The following is a 25,557-nucleotide window of genomic DNA, read 5'->3' on the forward strand; positions in this document are numbered from 1 at the left end:
GCCGCATCCCGGGCGCGAGATCGGGCATCGGCACCTAATGTGGGCAGCGAAGTCCGGATACCGCTCGGAAAGGGACGAACGGCGATGACTGACACAACACAGCGCGACCAGCCCGATCACCCTCTCAAGGGGTCGGAGGGCGACAGGTTGAGGACCTCGACGGCCAAGCGGGGTGGCGGCGATCCGGCCTCCCGCGGCCGTACCACCATCGCCGACGGCGTGGTGGAGAAGATCGCCGGTCTCGCGGCCCGCGACGTAGAGGGCGTCCACGCCATGGGCAGCGGCCTGTCCCGTACGTTCGGGGCGGTCCGCGACCGGGTGCCCGGCGGCGCCAAGTCCGTCAGCCGCGGGGTCAAGGCCGAGGTCGGTGAGGTGCAGACGGCCCTCGACCTGGAGATCGTCGTCGACTACGGCGTCTCGATCGCCGATGTCGCCCGTGACGTCCGCGAGAACGTCGTCTCGGCGGTGGAGCGCATGACGGGCCTCGAAGTCGTCGAGGTCAATATCGCGGTCAGCGATGTGAAGCTGCCCGACGAGGAGGAAGACGAGCCGGAGCAGCGCCTGCAGTAGGCGTCCAGGTCCGGTTTCGGCCGAGCACAGTTGAGGAGCGCAGGATGAGCATGGCGGTGGTCGGCCTATTGGCCGGTATGGCGCTCGGGTTCGCCGGATACTTCGGCGGCTTCGGAGCCTTTTTGCTGGTCGCGGCACTGGGCGCGATCGGTTTTGTGGCGGGCCGGTTCCTCGACGGCGACCTGGACCCCGGCGACTTGTTCCGCGCGCGTGAACGCGGCGACCGGCGGCGGTGACCGCGATGGCCTCCGGCCGGGTCGAAGCGGCGGAGCGTGGCGCGACCACGATCGCCGACCGGGTCGTCGCGAAGATCGCCGCGCAGGCGGCGCGTGAGGCGCTCGACGCGGCCCCGGACGCCGGTGCGGCGCCGCATGCCACGGTGACCGTCCACCACGACACGGCTCGGGTGCGGGTCAGTGTCGAACTCGGCTATCCCTCCGACATCGGCGCCCAGTGCGGTGCGGTGCGTCGCCAAGTCGCCCAGCGGGTAAAGGCGTTGGCGGGGATGGAAGTGCCGGAGGTGGCGGTTCAGGTCGAGCGGCTGCACTCGGCGAAGGTGCTCGGCGCGGAATGGGGGAGGATCCGATGAGTGAACCCGACAGGCGGGACAGCCCCTTTGACCCCGAGGGCCCCGCTGCCCCTGACGGCCATACGCAGCGGCTGCCCGTCATCGAGCGCGAGCCTGATCCGGCCGAGCTCGACCAGTCCGCGTCCGCGGCGGCGTACGAACCGGTACCGGTGCTCGAAGCGGGCAGCGGCGGCAGGGCCCGGCGCTTCTGGTCACCGCGCCGGGTGCCGGCCGCGCTGCTCGCCCTCGTGGTGCTCGGCGGCGCCGGCCTGCTGCTCTACGACATCGCGGCGGTACGGGCCGACCACAGCGCGATGCGCTGGCGCCGCGAGCTGGCGGCGCAACTCGCGGACCGGCCCCTGGACGACGTGTGGGTGCTGGTCGGTGCGGCTGTGGCGATGGCGCTCGGCCTGTGGTTGCTGATCCTCGCCTGCACCCCGGGGCTGCGCGCCCTGCTGCCGATGCGGCGCGACAGCCCCGATGTGCGCGCGGGGCTCGACCGCGACGCGGCGGCGCTGGTGCTGCGCGACCGGGCCATGGAGGTCTCCGGGGTGCAGTCCGCGAAGGTGCGGGTGGGCCGGTCCAAAGTGGCCGTGCGGGCCGTCTCGCACTTCCGTGAACTCGACGACGTACGAACCGACTTGGACGCCGCGCTCGGCGCGGGGATCCGCCAGCTCGGACTCGCCGGACAGCCGGGGCTCACCGTGCGTGTCGGCCGTCCGGCCAAGAAGGGGTGACCCCGCGATGCTGAAGACCGTCAATCGCGTCCTGCTCGGGCTCGCCGGTCTCGCGTTGCTCGCCATCGGCGGCGCGGTGCTCGCCGCCGGGCTCGGCCTGTCCGTGCCGTCCTGGTGGCCCTTCGACGGGAAGGGCGATGTGCTGCTGAGCGAGGCGCGCCGTACCCGGTGGCGGGACGAGGGCTGGTGGTGGCCCACGGTCGTCGCTGCCCTGGCCCTGCTGGTCCTGCTCGCCCTGTGGTGGCTGCTGGCCCAGCTGCGCCGCGCCCGCCTCGCCGAGGTGCTGGTCGACAGCGGCGACGGCGACGCGGCGCTGCTGCGGGGGCGGGCGCTGGAGAGCGCGGTGGCGGGCGAGGCGACGCTGATGGACGGCGTGCAGCGCGCGCAGGTGCGGCTGACGGGGCGTCGGGGCGCGCCCGAGGCGCGGGTCGGGCTTGTCCTGGAGGCCCACGCGGAGCCGGCGCAGGCGCTGGCCGGTCTCACGCACGAGGCGCTGGCGCACGCACGTGACTCGGCGGGTCTCGCGGCGCTCCCGGCGGAGGTCCGGCTGCGGGCGGTCCGGCACAGGGCCCAGCGGGTGACGTGACGGCGCAGGCGCGCGGCCGGTCCGTAGAACACCCCGTCCGGGCCTGCTGGCACACGCCGGACGGGGCCGAAGCACGGGAAGCGGTACTAGGGCCTGTTGCGAAAGTGGATCTTGACTGTGAAACGATCACGGTGTGGCGCGTGGAGATCTGACAGACGAACAGTGGGTACGGCTGGAACCGCTCTTGCCGAAGGGCAGTAAGTCCGGCCGACCGCCGATATGGCCCAGGCGGCAGCTGATCAACGGCATACGGTGGCGGACCCGGGCCGGCACGCCGTGGCGGGATGTGCCCGAGCGGTACGGGCCGTGGGACCGGGTCTACGATCTGTTCCGGCGCTGGCAGCGGGACGGCACCTGGAAGCGGATCTTCACCGAACTGCAGGCCCAGGCCGACGCGAAGGACCTGATCACCTGGGATGTGAGTGTCGACTCAACGGTGTGCCGAGCCCATCAGCACGCCGCCGGTGCGGTGAAAAGGGGGATCTCCAGAAGGAGCCGCCCGGAGGTGTCGAGACCGAGCCGGACGACCACGGGCTCGGGCGCTCACGCGGTGGGCTGACCACCAAGATTCACCTCGCGGTCGAGCAGGGGCAAAAACCCATGTCCATCGTGATCACGGCCGGGCAGCGCGGCGATTCCCCGCAGTTCGAACCGGTACTTGAGCGCATCCGGGTACCCCGCAAGGGGCTGGGGCGTCCCCGCAAACGGCCCGCCAAAGTCCGCGCCGACAAGGCGTACGGCTCCCGGAAGAATCGCGCCTACCTGCGCAGACGCGGGATCCGCTGCACGATCCCGGAGAAGAAGGACCAGATCCGCAACCGCAGGAAGCTTGGTTCCCGTGGCGGCCGACCGCCGAAGTTCGACAAGGCCGACTACCGCGAACGCCACGCAGTCGAGTGCGGGATCAACCGCCTCAAACGTCACCGGGCCGTCGCCACGAGATACGACAAACTCGCCGTCCGCTACGAAGCCACCATCCTCGTCGCAGCCATCAATGAGTGGCTGTGACCAGCACTTTCGCAACAGGCCCTAGAACCCGTGCCGGGATCCGCCGTCGATCGGGAGCATCGTGCCCGTCAGGTACGAAGCGGCGGGGGACAGCAGGAACGCCGCCACCTTGCCGAACTCCTCCGGCTTGCCGTAGCGCCCGAGCGGGATGCGGGACTCGTTGGTCGCGCGTGCGGTGTCCGCGTCGCCCGACAGCGCGTCGAGCTGGCGCACCCGGTCCGTGTCGATCCGGGCGGGCAGCAGGCCGATGACGCGGATACCACGCGGGCCCAGCTCGACGGAGAGGGACTTCGCGAAGCCGGCCAGGCCGGGGCGCAGGCCGTTGGAGATGGTCAGGCCGGTGATCGGCTCATGCACCGAGCCCGACAGTACGAAGCCGATGACGCCGCCCTCGGCGAGCGAAGCCGCCGCCGTCCTGGCCAGCCGGACCGCGCCGAGGAAGACCGACTCGAAGGCCGCCTGCCACTGGTCGTCCGTATTGTCCGCTGCGGAGCCCGGCGCGGGGCCGCCGACGCTGATGAGGATGCCGTCGAAGCGGCCGAAGTGCGCACGGGCGGCGTCGACGAGGCGCTGGGCCACTGCCGGGTCGGCGTTGTCGGCGGCGACACCGACGGCGTTCGGGCCGAGCTCCGCGGCGGCCTCGGCCACCGTCTTCTCGTCCCGGCCGGTGAGCACGACCTTCGCGCCGTCCGCGGTCAGCTCGCGGGCGGAGGCGAGGCCGAGCCCGCGGGTGGCGCCGGTGACGACGTAAACGCGGTCCTTCAGTCCAAGATCCATGGCTCTATCCTGCCGTGTCGTCCGCCCGCAGGGCGAGGGCGGATCCCACCAGGCCGATATGGCTGAACGCCTGCGGGAAGTTTCCGAGCTGCCGTCCGGCCACCGGGTCGTACTCCTCGGCCAGCAGCCCCACGTCGTTGCGCAGCGCCAGCAGCCGCTCGAAGAGCTCCTGGGAGTCCTTCGCCCGACCCGTCAGGCGCAAGGCGTCGACCAGCCAGAACGAGCAGACCAGGAAGGCCCCTTCGCCGCCCGGCAGCCCGTCGACGGTGGTGCCGTCCGCGCTGTAGCGGCGGATCAGACCGTCGTGGGTGAGTTCGGCACGTACCGCGTCGACCGTCCCGATCACCCGCGGATCGTCGGGAGGCAGAAAGCCGACCCGGGGGATGAGCAGCGTGGCGGCGTCCAGTTCGGTGGAGCCGTACGACTGGGTGAAGGTGTTCCGCTCGGGGTCGTACCCCTTCTCGCAGACCTCCCGGTGCACCTCGTCGCGCATCGCCCGCCACCGCGTCGCGTCGCCGTGCAGCGTCGGGTCCTCCTCCAGGGTGCGCACGGCCCGGTCGGCCGCGACCCACGCCATCACCTTGGAGTGGACGAAGTGCCGACGTGGGCCGCGGACCTCCCACAGGCCCTCGTCCGGTTCGCGCCAGGTGGACTCCAGGAAGCCGAGCAGGCTGAGCTGCAGATTCCAGGCGTGCGGCTTGGCCATGAGACCCGCACTCCTGGCCAGGTAGAGGGAGTCGATGACCTCGCCGTACACATCGAGCTGGAGCTGCTCGACGGCCTCATTGCCGATCCGCACGGGCGACGAGCCCTCGTAGCCGCTCAGCCACGCCAGTTCCGTCTCGGGCAGTCGGCGCTCGCCGGAGAGCCCGTACATGATCTGGAGGTCGGCGGGGTCGCCCGCGACGGCCCGCAGCAGCCAGTCGCGCCAGGCCGCGGCCTCGTCGAGATAGCCGGCGGCGACGAACGCGCCGAGGGTCAGGGTGGAGTCGCGCAGCCAGCAGTAGCGGTAGTCCCAGTTGCGTACGCCGCCGATCTCCTCGGGCAGGGAGGTGGTGGGGGCGGCCACGATGCCGCCGGTCGGGGCGTAGATGAGGGCCTTGAGGGTGATGAGCGAGCGCAGTACGGCCTCCTGGTACGGACCGTCGTACTGGCAGCGCCCGGCCCACTCCTCCCAGTCCTCGATGCTGTGTTCCAGGGCATCGTGCGGGTCGATGAACTCCGGGTGCGGTTCGTGCGAAGGGTGCCAGCTGAGGACGAACGCCACCTTTTCCCCCTCGGAGACGTCGAAGGACGAGCAGGTGCTGAACTGCTGCCCCCAGGTCTTCACCCGGCCCTCGGGCTCACTGCGCAGCCATACGGCGTCCGGCCCCGCGACGGCCACCCGGTGGCCGTCGGTGCGACGCATCCACGGCACGACGTTCCCGTAGTCGAAGCGCAGCCGGAGTGTGGAGCGCATCGACACGGTGCCGGAGATTCCCTCCACGATCCGTACGAGGTCGGGGGCCTCGTCGCGCTGCGGCATGAAGTCGGTGACCTTGACGGTGCCGGAGCGGGTTTCCCAGACCGACTCCAGGATAAGGGTGTTGTCGCGGTACGCGCGGCGGGTGCAGTTGCCCGCACCGGCGGGGGCGACGCGCCAGTGGCCGTTCTCCTCGTCGCCGAGCAGCGCGGCGAAACAGGCCGGGGAGTCGAAGCGGGGCAGGCAGAGCCAGTCGATGGAGCCGTTCCTGCCGACCAGTGCCGCGGTCTGCAGATCTCCGATGAGCGCGTAGTCCTCGATGAGTTGCGTCACGCAGTGCCGTCTTCCCGCACTGGCCCTGTGCTAAGCGGGGCAGGTGTTACGCCGAAGCGGTGGCGGGCTCGGCCCGGTCGCCGTCGCCCGTCCGGGCGGCCTGGGCCCGGTCGCGCAGTTCGCGGCGTACCAGGATCACCCATCCGACCGGTACCGCGGCGGTGAAGAGCCACCACTGGACGGCGTACGCCATGTGCGGGCCGATGGACTCGGCGTCGGGTGCGGGCACCAGCTCGGGCTTGGGGCCGGGGACGGGCTCGGTCTGCTCGATGTAGCCACCGAGGACGGGCCTGCCGAGCGCCTTCGCCTGCTGGGCGCTGTTGATCAGCATGATGTGACGGGGCGGCAGCCCGCCCAGGTCCTTGATGCCGCTGCCCGCTTCGGTCTCGTCGGCCTTCAGGCGCCCGGTGACCGTGACTTCGCCCTCGGGGGCGGCCGGAACCTTGGGGTAGGCCTTCTGGTCGGCGCCGAAGGGGACCCAGCCGCGGTTGACGAGGACGACGTCACCGCCCTTGAGGATCAGGGGGGTCAGGACGTGATAGCCGACCTGGTCGTCGGCGGAGGTCCGGCGCCGTACGACGACCTCGTGCCCGGTGTCGTACGTACCGGTGGCGGACACCAGGCGCCAGTAGTCGGCGCGCGGGACGCTGTGCCCGGGGGAGGTGATGTCGCCGATGGCGAGGGGCTCGGCCCTGAGGTTGTCCGAGATCAGCTTGTTCTGCGCGACCCGGTGCTCATGGCGGTGCAGCTGCCAGAATCCCAGCTCGATCATCGCGGGGACGAGGAGCAGAACCAGAAGGGTGAGGATCACCCACTGCCGGGAGAACAGGAAGCGGTACACGCTGAAGACGGTACCTGGCGGGGTTTGTCCCGCGGTCGGTGGGTCTGGGGAGTGTCCGACGGATCTCCGTGGGACACCCCCTGGTCCGGGAGTGTCCGGCGGATCCCGTGGGACACCCCCTGGTCCGGCCGGCCGCGGGGCAGCGCCCGGGGAGGCTCAGACTCGGTCGACGATGCCCACCTTCCCCTCCGCGCGGGCGCAGTGGGCGCCGCAGAACCAGTGGCTCTCGACCTCCACGCCCTGGCCGATGATCCGGCACCGGCAGTGCTCACAGATGGGCGCCATGCGGTGAATGGCGCAGGAGAAGCAGTCGAAGACGTGCACCGCGCCTTGCGCGTGCACCTCGAAGGACATGCCGTAGTCGTTTCCGCAGACCTCGCAACGTGCCATGCGCCACAGGGTGGGACGCGGGGCGCCGGTGGCGCGAGCCGGCGGTGGGCGAGTCGCCCGGCAGTCACCCGTCTGCCGGGGTGACATCCCTCAGCAGCTGGGTGAAAGCGGCCTCGTCGACGACGGGTGTGCCGAAAGTCTTGGCCTTGACCGTCTTGGAGGTGGCGGAGTCCGGGTCGTTGGTGACGAGCAGGCTGGTGAGCCGCGACATGCTCGTCGCGATGTGCAGTCCGGCCTCGACCGCCCGGTCCTCAAGCAGCTCGCGGTCCACGGAGGTGTCGCCGGAGAACGCCACCCGCATGCCCTGCTTCAGCAGCTTCCCCGGCTCGTACCGCCCGGGATTCGGATACGGGCAGGCCACCCGCTTGCGGGACGGCCGCCAGCTGCCCTGCCCGTACGCGGAGGGCGCGGAGGCCTGATAACCGATCCGGGGCCTCGCCGGGGAGTCCGACCACTCGGTCAGCGGCAGGCATTCGAGCAACGGCAGCCGCACCCCGTCGCGGGCCGCCGCGTGCAGGCTCGGGCGGAACGCCTCGGCCAGCACACGCGCGTCGTCGAGGGCGTGGTGCGCGCGCTGCTGCACCACACCGAAGTGCGCGGCGAGCGACTCCAGCTTGTGGTTGGGCAGCGGCAGCCGCAGCTCCTTGGAGAGCGCGATGGTGCACAGCCGCTGCGCCACGGGCGCGACACGCGCCGCCCGTGCGTACTCCCGGGAGATCATCGACCAGTCGAACATCGCGTTGTGCGCGACCAGGACCCGGCCGTCGAGCCGCTCGGACAGCTGGCCCGCGATCTCCGGGAAGAGCGGGGCGCCTTCGAGGACATCGGTGGTCAGCCCGTGGATCCAGACGGGCCCGGGGTCGCGCTGGGGGTTGACCAGCGTGTACCAGTGATCCTCGACATTGCCTCTGGCGTCCAGCCGGTAGACGGCAGCGGAGATGATCCGGTCGTCGCGCGCGAGGCCGGTGGTCTCGACGTCGACGACCGCGTACCCCTGTGGGTAGGCGGTCGGCCACGGCGCTGCTGTCGTGTGGTCTTCGAGCATGGTCACTGAGGATACGGGCCATCACTGACAGTTTTGCCACCCCGGGTGAGCAGAGCGCCGACAAGCGCCCGCACGGAGTTGACGAAGAGCCGTTCGGAGTCGACAGGGCGCGCCAGTGCGCGGGCGAGGGCCGGGTCGTTCTCCGCCGTCGCCGCGTCCCACAGGTCCTCCTCGCCGGGGTGCTGGGCCGGGGCGCGTTCACGGTTGCGCTCGACCAGGACGTACCCGACCACCTGGAACTGGACGGCCCGTACGACCTCGGCGGCCCGCGCGCCGCGCACCCCCGCCGCGTGCACCTCGTGGACGAGGGCCTGCTGGGCGGGCAGGAACATCCGCTCGGTGAGCCCGCGTTCGTGGACCATCGCGACGAGATGCGGATGGTCGCGCAGATCGCGGCGCAGGGCGCGCGCGACGGACACGATGCGCTCCTGGGGCGTGCGCCCACGCGGACGGATCTCGGCCAGCTCGTCGACGGTGCGCTCGACGAGGGCGTCGAGCAGCGACTGGCGGTTGCCGATGTGCCAGTAGATGGAGGTCACGGCGGTGCCGAGCTCGGCGGCGAGCTTGCGCATGGTGAGGGCCTGCGGGCCGTGCTGCTTGACGAGGCGCGCGGCGGCGTCCACGACCTTTTCGCGGGTCAGCGTCGGTCTCGTCATGGCATCCCCAATTCTGTTGCCTGCACGGCTCTTTACCCTTCGACGACGCGGTGTAACAGTGTTACAGGACTTGAGGGTACGGCGCGATTCAGGCAGTGCTGTTTCAGGCAGGCCCCGGGCACGATCGACCAAGGGTGGTACGGCATGGCACGCGTACGGTACGGACCGCGCACCGAAGCCGAGATCGCGGCGGCGCGCGCAGCGAGTTCCAAGCTCCCCGACATCTGGTCCACCGGCGTGGTGGCGCTCTGGGAGAGCGACCCCGACGCGGTGGCGGCCGTACTGCCGCCGCCGCTCAAGCCCACTTCGCGCCCGCTCGTACGGGCCAACATCAGCAAGGTCGATCTGCCCGGCTACCCGCTGGGCGCGGGCTCGGTGGCGGTCGCCGCCGAGCACGGAGGGGTCGTGGGCTGGTACCCGCTCGTGATGCCGATGACCCACGAACGGGCCCTGATCGGTGGCCGCGAAGTGTTCGGCGAGCCCAAGAAGCTGGGCGAGGTGAGCGTCGAGCGTGACGGCCTGGTCGTACGGGCCTCCCTCGCGCGGCACGGCATCGCCTTCGTCGAGGTGCGTGGCGCAGTGGACGGGGCGCTGCCGCTGCCCGAGCCGGCCGAGAAGGTCGACTTCTACTTCAAGTTCCTTCCCGCGGTGGACGGTCGGGGCTTTGACGCCGACCCGGTCCTGGTGCACTGCACGCGCAACGAGAAGGTGCGCAGGCTGGAGCGGATCACGGGCGACGTGGTGCTGCGTGAGTCGATGTACGACCCCATCGCCGACCTGCCCGTACGCCGACTGGTGGAGATCACCATCGGCGAGAAGACGACGGACCAGCGGGGCAGGGTCGTCGAGCGGGTGAGTGCGCAGGCGCTGCTGCCGTACATCCACCAGCGCTACGACGACCCGCAGCAGATCTTCGACGGCCCGCCGGAGGGGAGCGTCTGATGGAGCTGCGGGAGGGACAGGTCGCCGTGGTGACGGGTGCGGCGAGCGGCATTGGGCTCGCGATGGCTCGCCGGTTCGCGGACGAGGGGCTGAAGGTCGTCCTCGCCGATGTGGAGGAGGGCGCCCTGGAAAAGGCGGCGGCCGAGTTGCGCGAAGGGGGCGCGCAGGTGCTCGCGCGCGCCGTCGATGTCAGCGAACGCGCCAGTGTTGTCGCGCTCGCGGACGCGGCCTACGAGGCCTTCGGTGCGGTGCACGTGCTGTGCAACAACGCAGGCGTCGGGTCGGGCGCGGAGGGCCGCATGTGGGAGCACGAACCCAACGACTGGAAGTGGGCGTTCGCGGTCAATGTGTGGGGTGTCTTCCACGGCATCCAGGCATTCGTACCGAGGATGATCGCGAGCGGCGAGCCGGGCCATGTCGTCAACACGTCGTCGGCGGACGGCGGCATCGCGCCACTGCCGACCGCCTCCGTGTACGCCGTCACCAAGGCGGCCGTCGTGACGATGACCGAGTCGCTGTACGCCCATCTCAAGGCGGAGGGCGCGGAAGTGGGCGCCTCGGTGCTCTTCCCGGGACCGCACATGCTGCGCACCGGGCTGTGGGAGTCGCACCGCAACCGGCCCGAGCGGTACGCGAAGGAGCGGCCCCGCAGGACGCCGTACCGCAGCCTCGGCCAGTGGGAGTCGGCGATGCGGGAGGCCGGGCACGAGATCGAGTTCACGCCGGTCGAGCAGGTCGCCGAGGTCGTCGTGGACGGGATCAGGGCCGACCGCTTCTGGATGCTGCCGGCGAGCGAGCACAGCGACCGGCAGATCCGGGCCAGGTCGCAGTCGATGCTCGACCGCGCCGACCCGTCGTACCTGGAGAACTTCATTCTCGACTGAGGCATGAAATAGGCCTGCCACGGGCCTGCCGCGGGCCTGTCATGACCGCTCGGCTGGTCGCGACCGGCTCGACCAGCTCGATCGCTTCGACCCCTTTCATCCGACCGAGGTGTGTGTGATGACAGAGCGGGACCCGTACCTGATCATCTCCTCCGACTGCCACGCCGGACTGCCGACCGAGCAGTACCGGCCCTATCTGGACAGCGCCTTCCACCGGCCCTTCGATGAATTCCTCGGACAGCGGGGCGCCCGCCGCGAGGAGATGACGCGCCTGGGCGTACGCAACGAGGCCTTCGCCACCAAGTGGTTCCAGGACAATGAGGAAGGGCTGCGCGGCGGTTGGGACACCGCGCAGCGGATCAAGGAGCTCGACGGCGACGGGGTGGCGGCCGAGGTCGTCTTCCCCGACGCCGATGCCGTCGACAGTCAGACGGCGGCCCCCTTCGGGGTGGGCCTGGGGCTCTCCGGCGACCAGGACCCCGACCTCGGCATGGCGGGCGCGCAGGCCCACAACCGCTGGCTCGCCGAGTTCGTGGCGGAGCACCCCGAACGGCACTGCGGGGTCGCCCTGCTGCCCATCACGGGCGAGGTGGACCGTGTTGTCGCCGAGGTGTACCGGGCCAAGGAGTCCGGGCTGGGCGCGCTGATGATCCCCTCGATGTGGGTCGACAAGGCGCCGTACCACGACCGGCGTTACGACCCGGTGTGGGCGGCCGCAGCCGAGACGCGGATGCCGATCGTCACCCACTCGGGCGCCGCACCGCGCCACGAATACGGCGACCATCTCGGCATCTACGTATCCGAGGTGACGTGGTGGCCCTCACGCCCCCTGTGGTTCCTGCTCTGGTCGGGCGTCTTCGAGCGTCACCCCGGGCTGAAGTTCGGCGTCGCGGAGTCCGGCTGCTGGTGGCTGCCCAACCAGCTGTGGTTCATGGACCGGCTGTATCTGGGCGCGCACGGCGGAAAGAAGCTGTCACCGTTCGCGGAGCTGAAACGGCCGCCGAGTGAGTACCTGGACCGTCAGGTCTTCATCTGTGCCACCAACACCAAGCGCCGCGAGCTCGCCCAGCGCTACGAGATCGGCGTCGACAACATCCTCTGGGGCAGCGACTTCCCGCATCCCGAGGGCACCTGGCCCGCCACGCGCGCGTGGCTGCGGAAAACCTTCCATGACATCCCGGTCGACGAGACCCGGCGGATGCTCGGCCTCGCCGCCGCCGATGTCTTCGGCTTCGACACGGCGAAGCTCGCCCCGGTCGCCGAGCGCATCGGCCCGACGCCCGACGACCTCGGTCAGAGCGCCGACCAGCCGGCGGTCGAGGCCTCCTGGGCGAAGTCCCGCGAGGTGGGCAGGCACTGGCTGACCGACCACGACTTCCCGCAGCTGGGGGTCCTGTGATGGACAGCCACCAGGACAGCCCTCAGGACAGCCCTCAGGACCGCTACACCGTCATCTCCGCGGACTGCCACGCGGGCGCCGACCTCCTCGACTACAGGCCGTACCTGGAGAGGCGCCACCGTGACGACTTCGACGCCTGGGCGGCGACGTACGTCAACCCGTACGAGGACCTCCTCTCGGACACGGCTGACCGCAACTGGAACTCCGCTCGCCGCGTCGCCGAGCTGGAGGCCGACGGCATCGTCGCCGAGGTCGTCTTCCCCAACACCATCCCGCCCTTCTTCCCCAGCGCCTCACTGATGGCACCCGCACCGTCCAAGGAGGAGTACGAGCAGCGCTGGGCGGGGCTGCGCGCCCACAACCGCTGGCTGGCGGACTTCTGCGACGCGGTGCCCGGCCGGCGGGCGGGCGTCGGCCAGATCCTGCTCAACGACGTGGACGAGGCGGTACGGGAGGTCCGCCGGATCAAGGAGGCCGGCCTCACCGGCGGCATCCTGCTGCCCGGCGCCCCGCCGGGGTCGGGCATCCCCGAGCTCTACTCGCAGACGTACGACCCGCTCTGGGCGGTCTGCGAGGAGCTGGACGTACCGGTCAACCACCATGGCGGGTCCGCATCCCCGCCGCTGGGGGACGAACCGGCCGCCCGCGCCGTCTTCATGGTGGAGACCACCTGGTTCTCGCACCGGGCGCTGTGGCACCTGATCTTCGGCGGGGCGTTCCGCCGTCATCCCGGACTGAAACTGGTCCTGACCGAGCAGGGCTCCGGCTGGATCCCCGGGGTCGTCGAGATGCTCGACTACTACCACTCCCGTCTGGTCGCGGCGGCTTCCCGGGCCGCCACCGCGGAGTCCAAGTTCGGTGCGGGCCTTGCCGCTTCGATGGGGAACAGCCCCAGCGACGTATGGCGCGACAACTGCTTCGTCGGTGCCAGCTTCATGCGCCCGCACGAGGTCCCGCTGCGCGACCGGATCGGCCTCGACAAGATCATGTGGGGCTGCGACTACCCCCACGACGAGGGCACCACGCCGTACTCCCGCGAAGGCCTGCGGATCGCCTACGCCGGTCTGCCGAGGGAAGAGATCGCGACCATGGTCGGCGGCAACGCGGCCCGTGTGTACGGCTTCGACCTCGCGGCGCTCGACCGGATCGCCGAGCGGGTCGGCCCCACGGTGGCGGAGATCGACGAGCCGCTGAAGGAGATCCCGCAGGGGGCGACCAGCCCCGCGTTCGCGCCGGGCGGGTCGGTACGCGTCTGGTGAAGCGGCGGGTGAGACCGTCGCCGGGTGACCGATACGACGGACGACCAGGACGGGGCCCCCGACCGGGCGCGCGGCCGAGAGGCCCACGGCGAGGGCCACACCGACACCCACGAGGAAACGCACGGCGGTGGCCTCGGCGCCCGGCTGAACTGGCTGCGCGCCGGGGTGCTCGGGGCCAATGACGGGGTGGTCTCCACCGCGGGCATCGTCGTCGGCGTGGCCGGCGCGACGGACGAACGCGCCGTGCTGCTGACGGCGGGGCTGGCGGGCCTGCTGGCCGGTTCGATGTCGATGGCCGCGGGGGAGTACGTGTCGGTCTCGACGCAGCGCGATTCCGAGAAGGCGGCACTGGCCCAGGAAACGCGCGAGCTGCGGGAACAGCCGGAGGCGGAACTGGCCGAGCTGACGCGGCTGTTGTCCGCGCGCGGTCTGTCACCGGACGTGGCGCGGGAGGCTGCGGAGCAGCTGACCGAGCGGGACGCGTTGCGGGCGCACGCGCGCGTGGAGCTCAATATCGACCCGGACAACCTGACCGACCCCTGGCGTGCGGCGGGCGCGAGCTTCGTCGCCTTCACGCTGGGCGCGCTGCTGCCACTGCTCGCGATCATCCTGCCGCCCGCGTCCTGGCGGCTGCCGGTCACGGTGGTCTCGGTCCTGGTCGCCCTGGCCGTGACGGGCTGGGGCAGCGCCCGCCTGGGCACGGCGCCGCCCCGACCGGCAGTGCTGCGCAACATGGCGGGCGGGGCGCTGGCCATGGCGGTGACGTACGGGGTGGGGTCGTTGCTGGGCGCGGCGGGGGTCCAGTAACGGTGGACGAGCCGCTCCGTCGGGCATCCCCCGCTTCCCACCGGAACCGCCCAGCCCGCTGACATCACGTCTTACATACTTGTCGGTAACAACCCCTAGCGGGACGCTCGGCCCCGCCTTTAAGGTGCGGGCATGCCGAACCTGCCCGATGTCGTGCTGTGGTCGATACCTGCCTTCGTCCTGCTCACCGTGATCGAAGTGGTGAGCTACCGCCTGCATCCCGACGAGGACGCCGTCGGGTACGAGACGAAGGACGCCGCCACCAGCGTCGGCATGGGGCTGGGCAGCATCGCGTTCGACATTCTCTGGAAGATCCCGATTGTCGCGATCTACATGGCGGTGTATGAGCTGACGCCCGCCCGCGTCCCCGTCCTGTGGTGGACGATCCTGCTGATGCTGCTCGCTCAGGACTTCTTCTACTACTGGTCGCACCGCGGCCACCACGTCATCCGCATCCTGTGGGCCTGCCACGTCGTGCACCACTCCAGTCGCAACTTCAACTTCACCACCGCGCTCCGCCAGCCCTGGACGTCCCTCACCGTCTGGCCGTTCTATCTGCCGATGATCGCCTGCGGCGTGCACCCGGCCGCGCTCGCGTTCTGCTCGTCCGCGAACCTCGTCTACCAGTTCTGGGTCCACACCGAGCGGGTCGACAAGCTGCCGCGCTCCTTCGAATATGTCCTGAACACGCCCTCGCACCACCGGGTCCACCACGCGTCCCAGGGTGGCTACCTGGACCGGAACTTCGGCGGCATCCTGATCGTCTGGGACCGGCTCTTCGGCTCCTTCGCGGCCGAGACCGAGCGGCCCGTCTACGGCCTGACGAAGAACATCGAGACGTACAACCCGCTGCGCGTCGCGACGCACGAGTACGCCGCCATCGCCCGCGACGTACGCGCCGCGACGAGCTGGCGCGAGCGCGCGGGGCGCGTCTTCCGCGGCCCCGGCTGGCAGCCGGGGCCCGGGCCGGGCGTTGCACCGGCGGCAGAGCCGGTCGCCGTGCCGACGCCCGTGCCGATGCCCGCGCCGAGTGGCGGGCCCGCTGCCGAGCGGGTCGCCGGGCCAGGCGCGGGGAATGCCGCCCAGCCGAGTGCCCAGCCGAGCGCCGAGGCGGCTGCCGGGCGGGAGGCCGAGCCGGTCGCCGACCCGGCCGCAGGGGCTCGCGCCCAGCCGGTCGTCGCCGCACCCCCCGCCCCCGAGGCCGCAGGCATCCAGCAGCCGGAGCCCGCCGCATGAGGCGCGCCGACCTCGCGCGTCTCCTCCTCGCCGCCTTCGCCGTCGCGACCGCCGCCGATCTCGTGTCGCTGCTGGCCGGCGCCGACCTCGGGCACCAGATCGCCAAGCCCCTGCTGATGCCCCTGCTCGCCGCGTACGCCGCCGTGCGCGGCGGCCCCGCCCTGCTCGTCGTGGCGCTGCTCTTCGGCTGGGGAGGCGATGTCTTCCTGCTCTTCGACGCCGACCCCGCCTTCATGGCCGGCATGGGCTCCTTCGCCGCCGGTCACGTCTGCTACCTGCTGCTCTTCCGCCGAACGCGGACCAATCCGTACCTCGCCGCCGGATACGCCGTCGCGCTCGTCGCCACCGTCGTGCTGCTCTGGCCCGACCTGCCGGCCGAACTGCGCGTGCCGGTTGCCGGATACAGCCTCCTGCTCACCGTCATGGCGCTGCGGGCGAGCGGCCTCGGGCTGTACGCCGGGCTCGGCGGCGCGCTCTTCCTGCTCTCCGACACCCTCATCGCCACCGGTGTCGCCGAGTGGCCCCAACTGCCCGTGCCCGACTTCTGGATCATGCTCACCTATGTGGCGGCGCAGTACCTGCTGACCACCGGCGTACTCGCCCGGCAGGCGGCCACGCCCCTGAGTCCCCGCCCGGCCGCGGGCGACACGGTCCGGACCTGAGGGCAGCGGGCCGCCCGGACTTGAGAACGGTCCCTCCGGACGCGCGAACGGGCCGCCCGGAGACCGGGCGGCCCATACCTGTGCAACGAACGTGCGTTACTTCTTGGTCACCGCGTCCAGGGCGTCGGCGATACCGACCCCGTAGAAGCCGTTGTAGTTCTTGCCGCCCTCGCACACCGCGTCGATCTTGCCGTCGCCGTCGATGTCGTACGGGTCCGTGCACGGCGTCTTGTCGGCCTGCGCCGCCAGGAGGGCCTTGACCCTCGCCGCCGAGGCGTGCGGGTGCGTGCTCTTGATGAGCGCCGCGACACCCGCCACGTGCGGGGAGGCCATCGACGTACCGGCCATGTAGGCCCACTGGCCGCCCGGCACGGGGCCGAGGATCAGGCCGCTGGTCGCGGGGGCCTGCGGCGGCTGGTAGGCCGTGCTGTCGCCGCCGGGGGCCGCGATGTCGATGACGCCGCGACCGTAGTTGGAGAACGAGGACTTGATGCCCTTGGCCCCGGTCGACGCGACGGTGACCATACCGGGCAGCTGGGTCGGCGCGTCCAGGCACTCGGACGGGTCGATGTCACGGTCCACCGGCGTCGAGTCGTTCGGGCTGGTGGTGTCGTTGATCGTGTCCGCGGCGAGGTCGAAGCTCGAGTTGCCGGCCGCGGCGACGTTCACCGTGCCCTTCTTCTCCGCGTACAGCGACGCCCGGGTGATGGCGTCGACGAGCGCCTTCTGGTCCGGGTCGTCCTTGCAGTTGAACATCCACGGGTCGGTGTAATAGCTGTTGTTGGTCACATCGACGCCGTGCTCGGCCGCCCAGATGAACCCGCACACGACCGACTCGGTGTAGAAGAAGCCAGCCGTCGTGGACACCTTGATGCCGGAGACCTTGACGCCGGGCGCGACACCGGTGACACCGACGCCGTTCTTCGCGGCGGCGATCTCGCCCGCCACATGCGTGCCGTGCGGGCTCTCCTCGGCGGACGGGCGCCAGGCGCCGTCCGTCGTGTCCGGCTTGCCCGTCACGCAGTTGACCGACGCCGCGCGGTCGAAGTTCGGCGCGAGGTCCGGGTGGGTGTCGTCGACACCCGTGTCGATCACCGCGACGGTGACCTTCTTGCTGCCGAGCGTCTTCTTGTGGGCCTGGTCCGCCTTGATGGCGGGCAGGTCCCACTGCAACGGCTGCAGCGGGTCCTCGCCGGCGACCGCCTTCGTGGACGCCGCCTTGGCCTGCGCGCCGATCAGCGCCTTCGGAGTGCCGACGTCCTTCGTGGACTGGGCGGGCAGCGGCGCCGTGCGGGTGGCACCCGCCGACTGGACGCCCTTGGCCTTGCGGATGGTCTTCGCGAAGGTGTCGTCCGACGAGTGGACGACGATCACGCCGATCTGGTCGTACGCCTCGACGACCTTGCCGCCGGCCTTGGCGATGGCCTTCTTCACCTTGGCCGCGTTGCCGTGCCCGGGGCGCACATTGACGACGTAACTCAGCGGCGTACCCGCCGCACTCCGCAGGGCGGCCGCCGGGGAGGACGCGGCATCGGCCGAAGGCGCGGTGGTCGCGGCGGCGGTCCCCGGCAGGAAGGCCAGAGCGGCGGTTATCGCCAGGCCGGCGGGTATCGCCACGGTCCGGCGGGACCAGTGGGTGCGGGGCGACGTCATAAGATCTCCGGTTCTTCGGGGCGGACGGGGGAGAGCCACTGCTTCGGGGCGATTTCCGGGGAGATTCACTTCTTCACGGCGTCGAGGGCGTCGACGATGCCGGAGCCGTTGTAGCCGTTGACGCGCTCGCCGCCCTCGCAGGTGGTGGCCTCGACCCAGTTGCCGGCCGCGTCGTAGACGTGGCTCGGGCAGCCCGGGTTGTCCGCCTGCTTCTTGAGCAGCTTCTGGAGCTGCGCGGGACTCGCCTTCGGGTGCGCGCTCTTGAGCAGCGCCGCGACGCCCGCCACGTGCGGGGTGGCCATGGAGGTGCCCTGCTTGTAGCCGTAACCGCCGTTCAGGACGGTCGAAAGGACCCGGCCGTTGGCGTCGGGCGTGCCCGGGATCTGGTATTTGTCCCCACCGGGAGCCGCCACGTCGGCCACGCCGTAGCCATAGCTGGAGTAGTACGACTTGACGCCCTTGTCACCCGTCGCGGTGACGGTGACCACGCCGGGCAGCTGGGTCGGCGCGTCGAGGCACTCGGACGGGTCGATGGTGCGGGTGGCCGGCGTGGAGTCGTTGGGGCTCGACGTGTCGACGAGCGAGTCGGCCGACAGGTCGTAGTTCGAGTTGCCCGCCGCCGCGACATTCAGGGCGCCCTTGCGCTCCGCGTACGAGGTGGCGCGCGTCAGCGAGTCGAGCAGGGCCTTCTGGTCCGGGTCGTCCTTGCAGTTGAACATCCACGGGTCGACGTAATAGCTGTTGTTCGTCACGTCGATGCCGTGCTCGGCCGCCCACACGAAGCCGCAGACGACGGCCTCGGTGAAGAAGAGGCTGGTACCGGGCTCACTGACCTTGATGCCCGCGACCTTGACACCCGGTGCGACTCCGGCGACACCCAGACCGTTGCGCGGGGCGGCGATCGTGCCCGCGACATGCGTGCCGTGGTCGCTGCCGTCGGTGTACGGGCGCCACGCGCCCTCGGAGGAGTCCGCGACCCCGCCGACACAGTTGGCCGACTGGGACTTGGAGAAGTTGGGCGCGAGGTCCGGGTGGGTGTCGTCGACCCCGGTGTCGATCACGCCGACGGTGACCCTGCTGCTGCCGTCGTTGATCTTGGCGGCCTTGTCGGCCCCGATGGAACGCAGGTCCCACTGGTTGGCCTCAAGAGGCTCCTGGCCCGGCTCCGCCGCCGCGGCGGCCTTCGCGGCCTCGGCCGCGGACAGCTTCTGGGTGGTGCCTTCTTCGGTGATACCGACCGGCGTGAGCGGCGCGGTGCGGGTGGCGCCGGCCGAGGACACGCCCTTGGCCCCGCGTATCTCCTTGCCGAAGTCCGGGTTCTGCGAGTGGACGACGATGACGCCGATCTGCTCGTACGCCGTCACCACGGTCCCGCCGGCCTCGGCTATCGCCTTCTTGACCGACCTGCTGTGGCCGCCTTTGGTGTTGACCACGTAGGACAGCTTCGGTCCCGTCGGGGCGGCGGTGGCGGTGGCCGGGCCGTCCTGCGGTGCGGCGGCCGTGGCGACCGCCCCTGGCAGGAAGCCGAGCGAGGCCGTCAGCGCCAGTCCGACGGGCAGGGCGAGCACGCGCTGCCGTCTGGATCCCAGATGAGCCATGGGTTCTCCACATCATCCGTGAGGACCGCTCCTGCGCGGGGTGCACATGAGCGGGTACATGACGAGTGAAGCTAGCGCCGATCATGCGTTCGTATCAACGAGTTCGGAAAAGATAATGGCGATGTCGAACCGCGTCGCCGTGCGCTCCGTGCCGTTGTCAGAGGGACGAGCACCACCGCCCCCCGGCAGTGAGCTCGTACGACCGCACCCCGACCGCACCCCGTCGCGAGGAGAATCCGTGGCAACCGATGCCCCACCGCCCAAGGGCGGCACGGACTTGAGTACAGCAGGACCCACCACGGAGCAGTACGTCGCGATGCAGAACAGCCCCGAATTCGGGCAACTGCGCCGCTCGCACCGTGCCTTCGCCATCCCCCTGACCATTGCCTTCATCGCCTGGTACCTGCTGTACGTCCTGCTGTCCAACTACGCGGGCGGCTTCATGGGCACCAAGCTCTTCGGCAACATCAACGTGGCCCTCGTCTTCGGCCTCGCCCAGTTCCTCACCACCTTCCTCATCGCCTGGTTCTACTCGCGCCACGCCGCGACGAAGCTCGACCCGAAGGCGGAAGCCATCAAGTCCCGCATGGAGGCCGACGTATGAGCACCGCGCTGACCACGGTCCAGCTCGCCGCGGCCGGTGACGCCAGCGAGCACCGCCCGCTGATCATCACCCTTTTCGGTCTTTTCGTCGTCGCGACGCTGATCATCACCGTCTGGGCGGGGCGCCAGACCAAGAGCGCCGCCGACTTCTACGCGGGCGGCCGGCAGTTCACCGGCTTCCAGAACGGCCTCGCGATCTCCGGCGACTACATGTCCGCCGCGTCCTTCCTGGGCATCGCCGGCGCCATCGCCCTCTTCGGATACGACGGTTTCCTCTACTCCATCGGCTTCCTGGTCGCCTGGCTGGTCGCCCTGCTCCTGGTCGCCGAACCGCTGCGCAACTCCGGCCGGTACACGATGGGCGACGTCCTCGCCTACCGGATGCGCCAGCGCCCGGTCCGTACCGCGGCGGGCGCCTCCACCATCGTGGTGTCGATCTTCTACCTGCTCGCGCAGATGGCGGGCGCGGGCGTGCTGGTCTCGCTGCTCCTCGGCATCACCAGTGACGCCGGCAAGATTCTCATCGTCGCCCTGGTCGGCGTCCTGATGATCGTGTACGTGACCATCGGCGGCATGAAGGGCACCACCTGGGTCCAGATGGTCAAAGCGGTCCTGCTCATCACCGGCACCGTGCTGATCACCTTCCTGATCCTGCTGAAGTTCAACTTCAACGTCTCCGACCTGCTGGGCAGCGCCGCGTCGAACAGCGGCAAGGGCTCGGCGTTCCTGGAGCCCGGCCTGAAGTACGGCGCCACCAGCATCTCCAAGCTCGACTTCATCTCGCTCGGCATCGCCCTGGTCCTGGGCACCGCAGGCCTGCCGCACATCCTGATCCGCTTCTACACGGTCCCGACGGCCAAGGCCGCCCGTAAGTCCGTGAACTGGGCGATCGGCATCATCGGCGGCTTCTACCTGATGACCATCGTGCTGGGCTTCGGCGCCGCGGCGCTGCTCAAGCCGGCCGACATCATCGCCTCCAACAAGGCGGGCAACACGGCGGCGCCACTGGCCGCGCTGGAGATCGGCGGCGGCGCAGGCTCCACCGGCGGCGCGATCCTGCTCGCCGTGATCTCCGCGGTCGCCTTCGCCACCATCCTCGCGGTGGTCGCCGGCCTCACACTGGCGTCCTCGTCCTCGTTCGCGCACGACATCTACGCCAACGTGATCCGCCGGGGCCAGGCCACCGAGAAGGAAGAGGTGCGCGCCGCCCGCTGGGCGACGGTGGCCATCGGTGTCGTCTCGATCGCGCTGGGCGCACTCGCCCGCGATCTGAACGTGGCCGGTCTGGTGGCCCTCGCCTTCGCGGTCGCCGCGTCCGCGAACCTGCCGACGCTCCTCTACAGCCTGTTCTGGAAGAAGTTCACCACCCAGGGCGCGCTGTGGTCCATCTACGGCGGCCTCGCCTCGTCGGTGACCCTGGTGCTCTTCTCCCCGGTGGTCTCCGGCAAGGCGACGTCGATGTTCCCCGGCGTGGACTTCGCCTGGTTCCCGCTGGAGAACCCCGGCATCATCTCGATCCCGCTGGGCTTCCTGCTCGGCTGGCTCGGGGCCGTGCTGTCGAAGGACGACGTGGACAAGGAGAAGTACGCGGAGCTGGAGGTCAAGTCGCTCACCGGCATCGCAGCGCACTGACCCCGGTTCTCCCACCGCACCCCTCCGTGGCCGCGTCGTAGAGTCCTACGACGCGGCCGCGCCGCTCTGGTGACATCGGGCCCCTGTTGATGTCAGAGGCGTCGCGTAGGCTCGACAGCGTTCAACAATGATGAATTCACGGATCGGGGAGGAGGTCGACATGCTCATCGACACCTACGGCCGGGTCGCCACCGACCTGCGTGTTTCACTCACCGACCGCTGCAATCTGCGCTGTACGTACTGCATGCCGGAAGAAGGCCTGCAGTGGCTCGCGAAGCCGGATCTGCTCACCGACGACGAGATCGTGCGGCTGATCGGCATCGCCGTCACCGACCTTGGCATCACCGAAGTGCGCTTCACCGGCGGCGAGCCGCTGCTGCGCCCCGGGATCGTCGGGATAGTAGAGCGCTGCGCGGCCCTGCAGCCGCGCCCCCAGATGTCCCTGACCACCAACGGCATCGGGCTCAAGCGCACCGCGGCCGCACTGAAGGCGGCCGGGCTCGACCGGGTCAATGTCTCCCTCGACACGCTGCGCCCGGACGTCTTCAAGATCCTCACCCGCCGCGACCGCCACCAGGACGTCCTCGACGGCATGGCAGCGGCCCGCGAGGCCGGTCTGACGCCGGTCAAGGTCAACGCCGTGCTGATGCCGGGGCTCAACGACGACGAGGCCCCCGAGCTGCTCGCCTGGGCCGTGGAGAACGAATACGAGCTGCGCTTCATCGAGCAGATGCCGCTGGACGCCCAGCACGGCTGGAAGCGCGACGGCATGATCACCGCCGGTGACATCCTGGCGTCTTTGCGTACGCGCTTCACGCTCACCGAGGAGGGCGAAGGAGAGCGCGGCTCGGCCCCCGCCGAGCGCTGGGTCGTGGACGGCGGCCCGCACCGGGTCGGCGTCATCGCCTCCGTCACGCGCCCGTTCTGCGCGGCCTGCGACCGCACCAGGCTCACCGCCGACGGGCAGGTGCGCACCTGCCTCTTCGCCCGCGAGGAGTCGGACCTGCGTGCCGCCCTGCGCTCCGGCGCACCGGACGAGGAGATCGCCCGGTTCTGGAAGCTCGCGATGTGGGGCAAGAAGGCGGGCTCCGGTCTCGACGACCCGACCTTCCTGCAGCCCGACCGGCCGATGTCGGCCATCGGCGGCTGACGACACCCCCAGGGGCCTTCAGCCGTCCCTGGGGACGGACTCCCACTGCTCCAGCGTCACCACGTCCTTGAGGAAGCCCCGTAGGTCCAGGAAATGGGAGAGATGCTCGCGGTGCTCCTCGCACGCGACCCAGGTCTTGCGGCGATCCGGTGTGTGCACCTTGGGGTTGTTCCAGACGAGGACCCAGACAGCGCCGTTGCGACAGGCCTTGGCCGAGCAGATCGTGGCAGTGGTGCCGGCTGCGGTGGAGCGGGCGGCGTCCGGGGAATCGGGGGAGCGGGGAGTGTCGGGGGAGTTCACGCACTCAACCCTAGATCAGCTCCGGCTCCGAGAGCCGCGTCGTAAACCCCCGGAAAATGGCGACGCCGAGCAGCCACGGGGGGAGCTGCCCGGCGTCGGTCCGTCGCTCCGACGGGGGATGCGGAGCGCCTACGAAGTATGTCACGCGACATGGGGTGCGGTGCACCGGAACTTCATGATTGATCTGAGCTTTTCTTGAGCTTTGCGGACTGGGAAAGATCAGCTCTGTTCGTGCGGTCGTTGTTCCCGGTCGGGCTCGGCCGCTTCCGCGGTGGATTCCGTGCCGACCGTTCCCAAAGGCGGGTCGATGGCCGGCCGTATCGGCGTCGGAATATAGGCGGAGGGCAGTGAGGGGGTGTTCTCCCGGCCCCCGTTGGCGATCACCACCGCGATGTACGGCAGGAGTACGCCCAGCCCAAGGGCCACGATCGCGATGTGCCGTTCCACATTCCACAAAGCCGCGGCCAGCACCACCGACACAGTGCGGACCGACATCGAAATGATGTAACGGCGCTGCCTGCCGCGAATGTCATCGGCCAGACTCTGCCGGGCCCCGGTAATCCGGACGACCTCGGCGCTGCGCTGCTTCCGCATCACGTTTCACCACCCGATTTCCTGTGCCGGGCACTCCCCGGACCGGACACATCCCACGTTACGCCGCGGCTCCGCCGGGTTCGAGACCGGGGCGTCCCCGGTCCGGGTGTGCGCACCCCGCCGATTCACGTATGGCGCTGTCCGACAGGCGCCTTACGGTGCCTCGTCCGAGACTGGTCGGACATGCGCGAACCGCGCCGCATGAGGAGGCGACATGAGTTGGTTGTGGGCAATCGTCGTGGGACTGATCCTGGGACTGATCGCGAAGGCGATCCTCCCCGGGAAACAGGAGATCCCGCTCTGGCTGACGACTGTGTTCGGAATTCTCGGAAGCATTCTCGGTAACGCGGTCGCCACCTGGATGGGCATCAACGAGACCAAGGGCATCGACTGGGGACGGCACATCCTCCAGCTGATCGGTGCCGTCGCCGTGGTCGGTGTCGGTGACATGCTCTGGTCCGCGATCCGGGGCAAGGGCAGGCAGCGAACCTGACCCGGGTACGACAAAGGGCGGCCCGATGCGCTGAGCGTGCGGCCGCCCTTCGTTCGTGTACAGCCCCGCCGACGGCTCAGCCTCCGGTGACCTCGATCGCCGCCAGGTTCTTCTTGCCCCGGCGAAGCACCAGCCAGCGGCCGTGCAGCAGCTGCTCCGGGCCCACCGGGGTCTCCTCGTCGGCGACCTTGACGTTGTTCACGTAGGCCCCACCCTCCTTGATCGTGCGGCGGGCGGCGGACTTGCTCGCGGACAGACCGACCTCCGTGAGCAGATCAACGACGGACCCGAGCGCGGCGATCTCGGCGTGCGGCAGCTCGGAGAGAGCCGCACGCAGGGTGGGCTCGTCCAGCTCGGACAGCTCACCCTGGCCGAAGAGCGCCTTCGAAGCAGCGGTGACGGCGGCGCACTGCTCGGCGCCGTGCACCAGCGTCGTCAGCTCCTGGGCCAGTGCCCGCTGCGCCGCGCGCGCCTGCGGGCGCTCCTCGGTCAGCTTCTCCAGCTCCTCGATCTCCTCGCGGGACTTGAAACTGAAGATGCGCAGGAACTTCGAGATGTCCCGGTCGTCGGCGTTCAGCCAGAACTGGAAGAAGGCGTACGGCGTGGTCCGCTCGGCGTCGAGCCAGACCGTGCCCGACTCCGTCTTGCCGAACTTCGTACCGTCGGCCTTGGTGATCAGCGTTGTCGCCAGCGCGTGCACAGCGGCCTCGGGCTCGACCCGGTGGATCAGGTCGGTGCCCGCGGTCAGGTTGCCCCACTGGTCGCTGCCGCCGGTCTGCAGCGTGCAGCCGTAGCGCCGGTTCAGCTCCAGGAAGTCCATGCCCTGGAGGATCTGGTAGCTGAACTCGGTGTAGCTGATGCCCGCGTCGGAGTTGAGCCGCCGCGAGACGGCCTCCTTCGCGATCATCTTGTTGACCCGGAAGTACTTGCCGATGTCCCGCAGGAAACTGATGGCCGACAGACCCGACGTCCAGTCCAGGTTGTTGACCATGGTCGCGGCGTGCGGTCCTTCGAAGTCGAGGAACCGCTCGATCTGCCCGCGCAGCCGCTGCACCCAGGCGGCGACCGTCTCGGGGTCGTTGAGGGTGCGCTCCGCGTTCGGCTTGGGGTCGCCGATCAGCCCCGTCGCGCCACCGACCAGGCCCAGGGGGCGGTTGCCCGCCAGCTGGATCCGGCGCATGGTGAGGATCTGGACCAGATTGCCGAGATGCAGGCTGGGCGCGGTCGGGTCGAAGCCGCAATAGAACGTGACGGGACCGTCCGCGAACGCCTTCCGCAATGCGTCCTCGTCAGTGGAAAGGGCGATCAGCCCGCGCCACTGCAGTTCGTCGACGATGTCCGTCACGGTTCTCTTGTCTCCTTGGTGATGTTT

The 25,557-nt window shown here is 70.2% G+C and carries 28 protein-coding genes; 17 read left to right on the forward strand and 11 right to left on the reverse strand.

Annotation, left to right across the window (positions count from 1 at the left end):
* The first annotated feature begins 84 nt into the window (after nucleotides 1-84).
* From ABCR94_RS23745 to ABCR94_RS23770, 6 genes are all read left to right on the forward strand, one after another.
* Nucleotides 85-570 carry an Asp23/Gls24 family envelope stress response protein gene (locus tag ABCR94_RS23745; RefSeq protein ID WP_347121954.1) on the forward strand — a complete coding sequence of 162 codons (486 nt, stop codon included), beginning with the start codon at nucleotides 85-87 and terminating at the stop codon, nucleotides 568-570.
* A 44-nt stretch (nucleotides 571-614) separates the two neighbouring features.
* Nucleotides 615-806, forward strand: a complete 192-nt coding sequence (locus tag ABCR94_RS23750) for a hypothetical protein (protein WP_347121956.1) — start codon at nucleotides 615-617, stop codon at nucleotides 804-806.
* A 5-nt stretch (nucleotides 807-811) separates the two neighbouring features.
* On the forward strand, nucleotides 812-1,159 hold the full coding sequence (locus ABCR94_RS23755; protein WP_521977633.1) for an Asp23/Gls24 family envelope stress response protein: 348 nt from the start codon (nucleotides 812-814) through the stop codon (nucleotides 1,157-1,159).
* Nucleotides 1,156-1,875: a DUF6286 domain-containing protein gene (locus tag ABCR94_RS23760; RefSeq protein WP_347121960.1), complete on the forward strand. Its 720-nt coding sequence runs from the start codon at nucleotides 1,156-1,158 to the stop codon at nucleotides 1,873-1,875. The genes ABCR94_RS23755 and ABCR94_RS23760 overlap by 4 nt, the downstream gene beginning before the upstream one ends.
* 7 nt (nucleotides 1,876-1,882) lie before the next feature.
* The gene (gene amaP, locus ABCR94_RS23765; protein ID WP_347121962.1) at nucleotides 1,883-2,461 is read left to right on the forward strand and encodes an alkaline shock response membrane anchor protein AmaP; all 579 of its coding nucleotides are present in this window, start codon (nucleotides 1,883-1,885) and stop codon (nucleotides 2,459-2,461) included.
* 133 nt (nucleotides 2,462-2,594) lie between these two features.
* A protein-coding gene (locus ABCR94_RS23770) for an IS5 family transposase (protein ID WP_521976805.1) occupies nucleotides 2,595-3,469 on the forward strand; the annotation gives its coding sequence in 2 pieces (ribosomal slippage) (nucleotides 2,595-2,985 and nucleotides 2,985-3,469; 876 coding nt in all).
* Nucleotides 3,470-3,490: 21 nt separating this feature from the next.
* Here the strand turns inward: ABCR94_RS23770 and ABCR94_RS23775 are convergent.
* From ABCR94_RS23775 to ABCR94_RS23800, 6 genes are all read right to left on the reverse strand, one after another.
* A complete protein-coding gene (locus tag ABCR94_RS23775) occupies nucleotides 3,491-4,246 on the reverse strand; it encodes an SDR family oxidoreductase (protein ID WP_347121963.1) in 756 nt (251 codons plus the stop codon).
* A 4-nt stretch (nucleotides 4,247-4,250) separates the two neighbouring features.
* Entirely contained in the window at nucleotides 4,251-6,041 is a 1,791-nt protein-coding gene (locus ABCR94_RS23780) for a glycoside hydrolase family 15 protein (protein WP_347121965.1), read from the reverse strand.
* Between the two features lie 46 nt (nucleotides 6,042-6,087).
* A complete protein-coding gene (locus tag ABCR94_RS23785) occupies nucleotides 6,088-6,882 on the reverse strand; it encodes an SURF1 family cytochrome oxidase biogenesis protein (protein ID WP_347121967.1) in 795 nt (264 codons plus the stop codon).
* A 156-nt stretch (nucleotides 6,883-7,038) separates the two neighbouring features.
* Nucleotides 7,039-7,272 (reverse strand): metallothionein, encoded by a 234-nt coding sequence (locus ABCR94_RS23790; protein ID WP_347121969.1) that lies wholly within the window; start codon nucleotides 7,270-7,272, stop codon nucleotides 7,039-7,041.
* A gap of 64 nt (nucleotides 7,273-7,336) precedes the next feature.
* Nucleotides 7,337-8,323 carry a DEDDh family exonuclease gene (locus ABCR94_RS23795; protein ID WP_347121971.1) on the reverse strand — a complete coding sequence of 329 codons (987 nt, stop codon included), beginning with the start codon at nucleotides 8,321-8,323 and terminating at the stop codon, nucleotides 7,337-7,339.
* Nucleotides 8,320-8,973, reverse strand: coding sequence for a TetR/AcrR family transcriptional regulator (locus ABCR94_RS23800; protein WP_347121972.1), 654 nt, complete (start codon nucleotides 8,971-8,973; stop codon nucleotides 8,320-8,322). Before ABCR94_RS23800 ends, ABCR94_RS23795 begins: the two co-directional genes overlap by 4 nt.
* A gap of 144 nt (nucleotides 8,974-9,117) precedes the next feature.
* Between ABCR94_RS23800 and ABCR94_RS23805 the strand changes: the two genes are divergently transcribed.
* From ABCR94_RS23805 to ABCR94_RS23835, 7 genes are all read left to right on the forward strand, one after another.
* Nucleotides 9,118-9,915: an acetoacetate decarboxylase family protein gene (locus tag ABCR94_RS23805; protein WP_347121973.1), complete on the forward strand. Its 798-nt coding sequence runs from the start codon at nucleotides 9,118-9,120 to the stop codon at nucleotides 9,913-9,915.
* The gene (locus ABCR94_RS23810; RefSeq protein WP_347121975.1) at nucleotides 9,915-10,799 is read left to right on the forward strand and encodes an SDR family NAD(P)-dependent oxidoreductase; all 885 of its coding nucleotides are present in this window, start codon (nucleotides 9,915-9,917) and stop codon (nucleotides 10,797-10,799) included. Before ABCR94_RS23805 ends, ABCR94_RS23810 begins: the two co-directional genes overlap by 1 nt.
* A gap of 118 nt (nucleotides 10,800-10,917) precedes the next feature.
* Nucleotides 10,918-12,198 carry an amidohydrolase family protein gene (locus tag ABCR94_RS23815; protein ID WP_347121977.1) on the forward strand — a complete coding sequence of 427 codons (1,281 nt, stop codon included), beginning with the start codon at nucleotides 10,918-10,920 and terminating at the stop codon, nucleotides 12,196-12,198.
* Nucleotides 12,198-13,457 carry an amidohydrolase family protein gene (locus tag ABCR94_RS23820; RefSeq protein ID WP_347121979.1) on the forward strand — a complete coding sequence of 420 codons (1,260 nt, stop codon included), beginning with the start codon at nucleotides 12,198-12,200 and terminating at the stop codon, nucleotides 13,455-13,457. The genes ABCR94_RS23815 and ABCR94_RS23820 overlap by 1 nt, the downstream gene beginning before the upstream one ends.
* A 144-nt stretch (nucleotides 13,458-13,601) precedes the next feature.
* Complete coding sequence (locus ABCR94_RS23825; RefSeq protein ID WP_347122047.1) at nucleotides 13,602-14,264, forward strand: VIT1/CCC1 transporter family protein; 663 nt, start codon at nucleotides 13,602-13,604, stop codon at nucleotides 14,262-14,264.
* Between the two features lie 132 nt (nucleotides 14,265-14,396).
* Nucleotides 14,397-15,500 (forward strand): sterol desaturase family protein, encoded by a 1,104-nt coding sequence (locus ABCR94_RS23830; protein WP_347121981.1) that lies wholly within the window; start codon nucleotides 14,397-14,399, stop codon nucleotides 15,498-15,500.
* The gene (locus ABCR94_RS23835) at nucleotides 15,497-16,162 is read left to right on the forward strand and encodes a lysoplasmalogenase (RefSeq protein ID WP_347121982.1); all 666 of its coding nucleotides are present in this window, start codon (nucleotides 15,497-15,499) and stop codon (nucleotides 16,160-16,162) included. The genes ABCR94_RS23830 and ABCR94_RS23835 overlap by 4 nt, the downstream gene beginning before the upstream one ends.
* A 96-nt stretch (nucleotides 16,163-16,258) precedes the next feature.
* On the opposite strand, the gene ABCR94_RS23840 is transcribed toward ABCR94_RS23835, so the two are convergent.
* Complete coding sequence (locus ABCR94_RS23840) at nucleotides 16,259-17,815, reverse strand: S8 family peptidase (RefSeq protein WP_347121983.1); 1,557 nt, start codon at nucleotides 17,813-17,815, stop codon at nucleotides 16,259-16,261.
* A 65-nt stretch (nucleotides 17,816-17,880) separates the two neighbouring features.
* Nucleotides 17,881-19,413: a S8 family peptidase gene (locus ABCR94_RS23845; protein ID WP_347121984.1), complete on the reverse strand. Its 1,533-nt coding sequence runs from the start codon at nucleotides 19,411-19,413 to the stop codon at nucleotides 17,881-17,883.
* 238 nt (nucleotides 19,414-19,651) lie between these two features.
* Here ABCR94_RS23845 and ABCR94_RS23850 point away from each other — a divergent pair, with 238 nt between their 5' ends.
* From ABCR94_RS23850 to moaA, 3 genes are all read left to right on the forward strand, one after another.
* Nucleotides 19,652-20,017: a DUF485 domain-containing protein gene (locus ABCR94_RS23850; protein WP_347121985.1), complete on the forward strand. Its 366-nt coding sequence runs from the start codon at nucleotides 19,652-19,654 to the stop codon at nucleotides 20,015-20,017.
* Nucleotides 20,014-21,648, forward strand: coding sequence for a monocarboxylic acid transporter (locus ABCR94_RS23855; protein ID WP_347121986.1), 1,635 nt, complete (start codon nucleotides 20,014-20,016; stop codon nucleotides 21,646-21,648). Before ABCR94_RS23850 ends, ABCR94_RS23855 begins: the two co-directional genes overlap by 4 nt.
* Nucleotides 21,649-21,808: 160 nt before the next feature.
* A complete protein-coding gene (gene moaA, locus ABCR94_RS23860) occupies nucleotides 21,809-22,798 on the forward strand; it encodes a GTP 3',8-cyclase MoaA (protein WP_347121987.1) in 990 nt (329 codons plus the stop codon).
* Between the two features lie 18 nt (nucleotides 22,799-22,816).
* On the opposite strand, the gene ABCR94_RS23865 is transcribed toward moaA, so the two are convergent.
* Together ABCR94_RS23865 and ABCR94_RS23870 are read right to left on the reverse strand one after the other, a co-directional pair.
* Entirely contained in the window at nucleotides 22,817-23,020 is a 204-nt protein-coding gene (locus ABCR94_RS23865; protein ID WP_347122049.1) for a hypothetical protein, read from the reverse strand.
* Between the two features lie 297 nt (nucleotides 23,021-23,317).
* Nucleotides 23,318-23,692 (reverse strand): DUF3099 domain-containing protein, encoded by a 375-nt coding sequence (locus ABCR94_RS23870; protein ID WP_347121989.1) that lies wholly within the window; start codon nucleotides 23,690-23,692, stop codon nucleotides 23,318-23,320.
* A gap of 214 nt (nucleotides 23,693-23,906) precedes the next feature.
* Between ABCR94_RS23870 and ABCR94_RS23875 the strand changes: the two genes are divergently transcribed.
* Entirely contained in the window at nucleotides 23,907-24,185 is a 279-nt protein-coding gene (locus ABCR94_RS23875) for a GlsB/YeaQ/YmgE family stress response membrane protein (protein ID WP_347121990.1), read from the forward strand.
* A 76-nt stretch (nucleotides 24,186-24,261) separates the two neighbouring features.
* Here the strand turns inward: ABCR94_RS23875 and tyrS are convergent, their stop codons facing one another.
* A complete protein-coding gene (gene tyrS, locus ABCR94_RS23880) occupies nucleotides 24,262-25,530 on the reverse strand; it encodes a tyrosine--tRNA ligase (protein ID WP_347121992.1) in 1,269 nt (422 codons plus the stop codon).
* Nucleotides 25,531-25,557 lie beyond the last annotated feature (27 nt).

The organism is Streptomyces changchenzhani, assembly GCF_039766235.1.
Classification (GTDB): Bacteria; Actinomycetota; Actinomycetes; order Streptomycetales; family Streptomycetaceae; genus Streptomyces.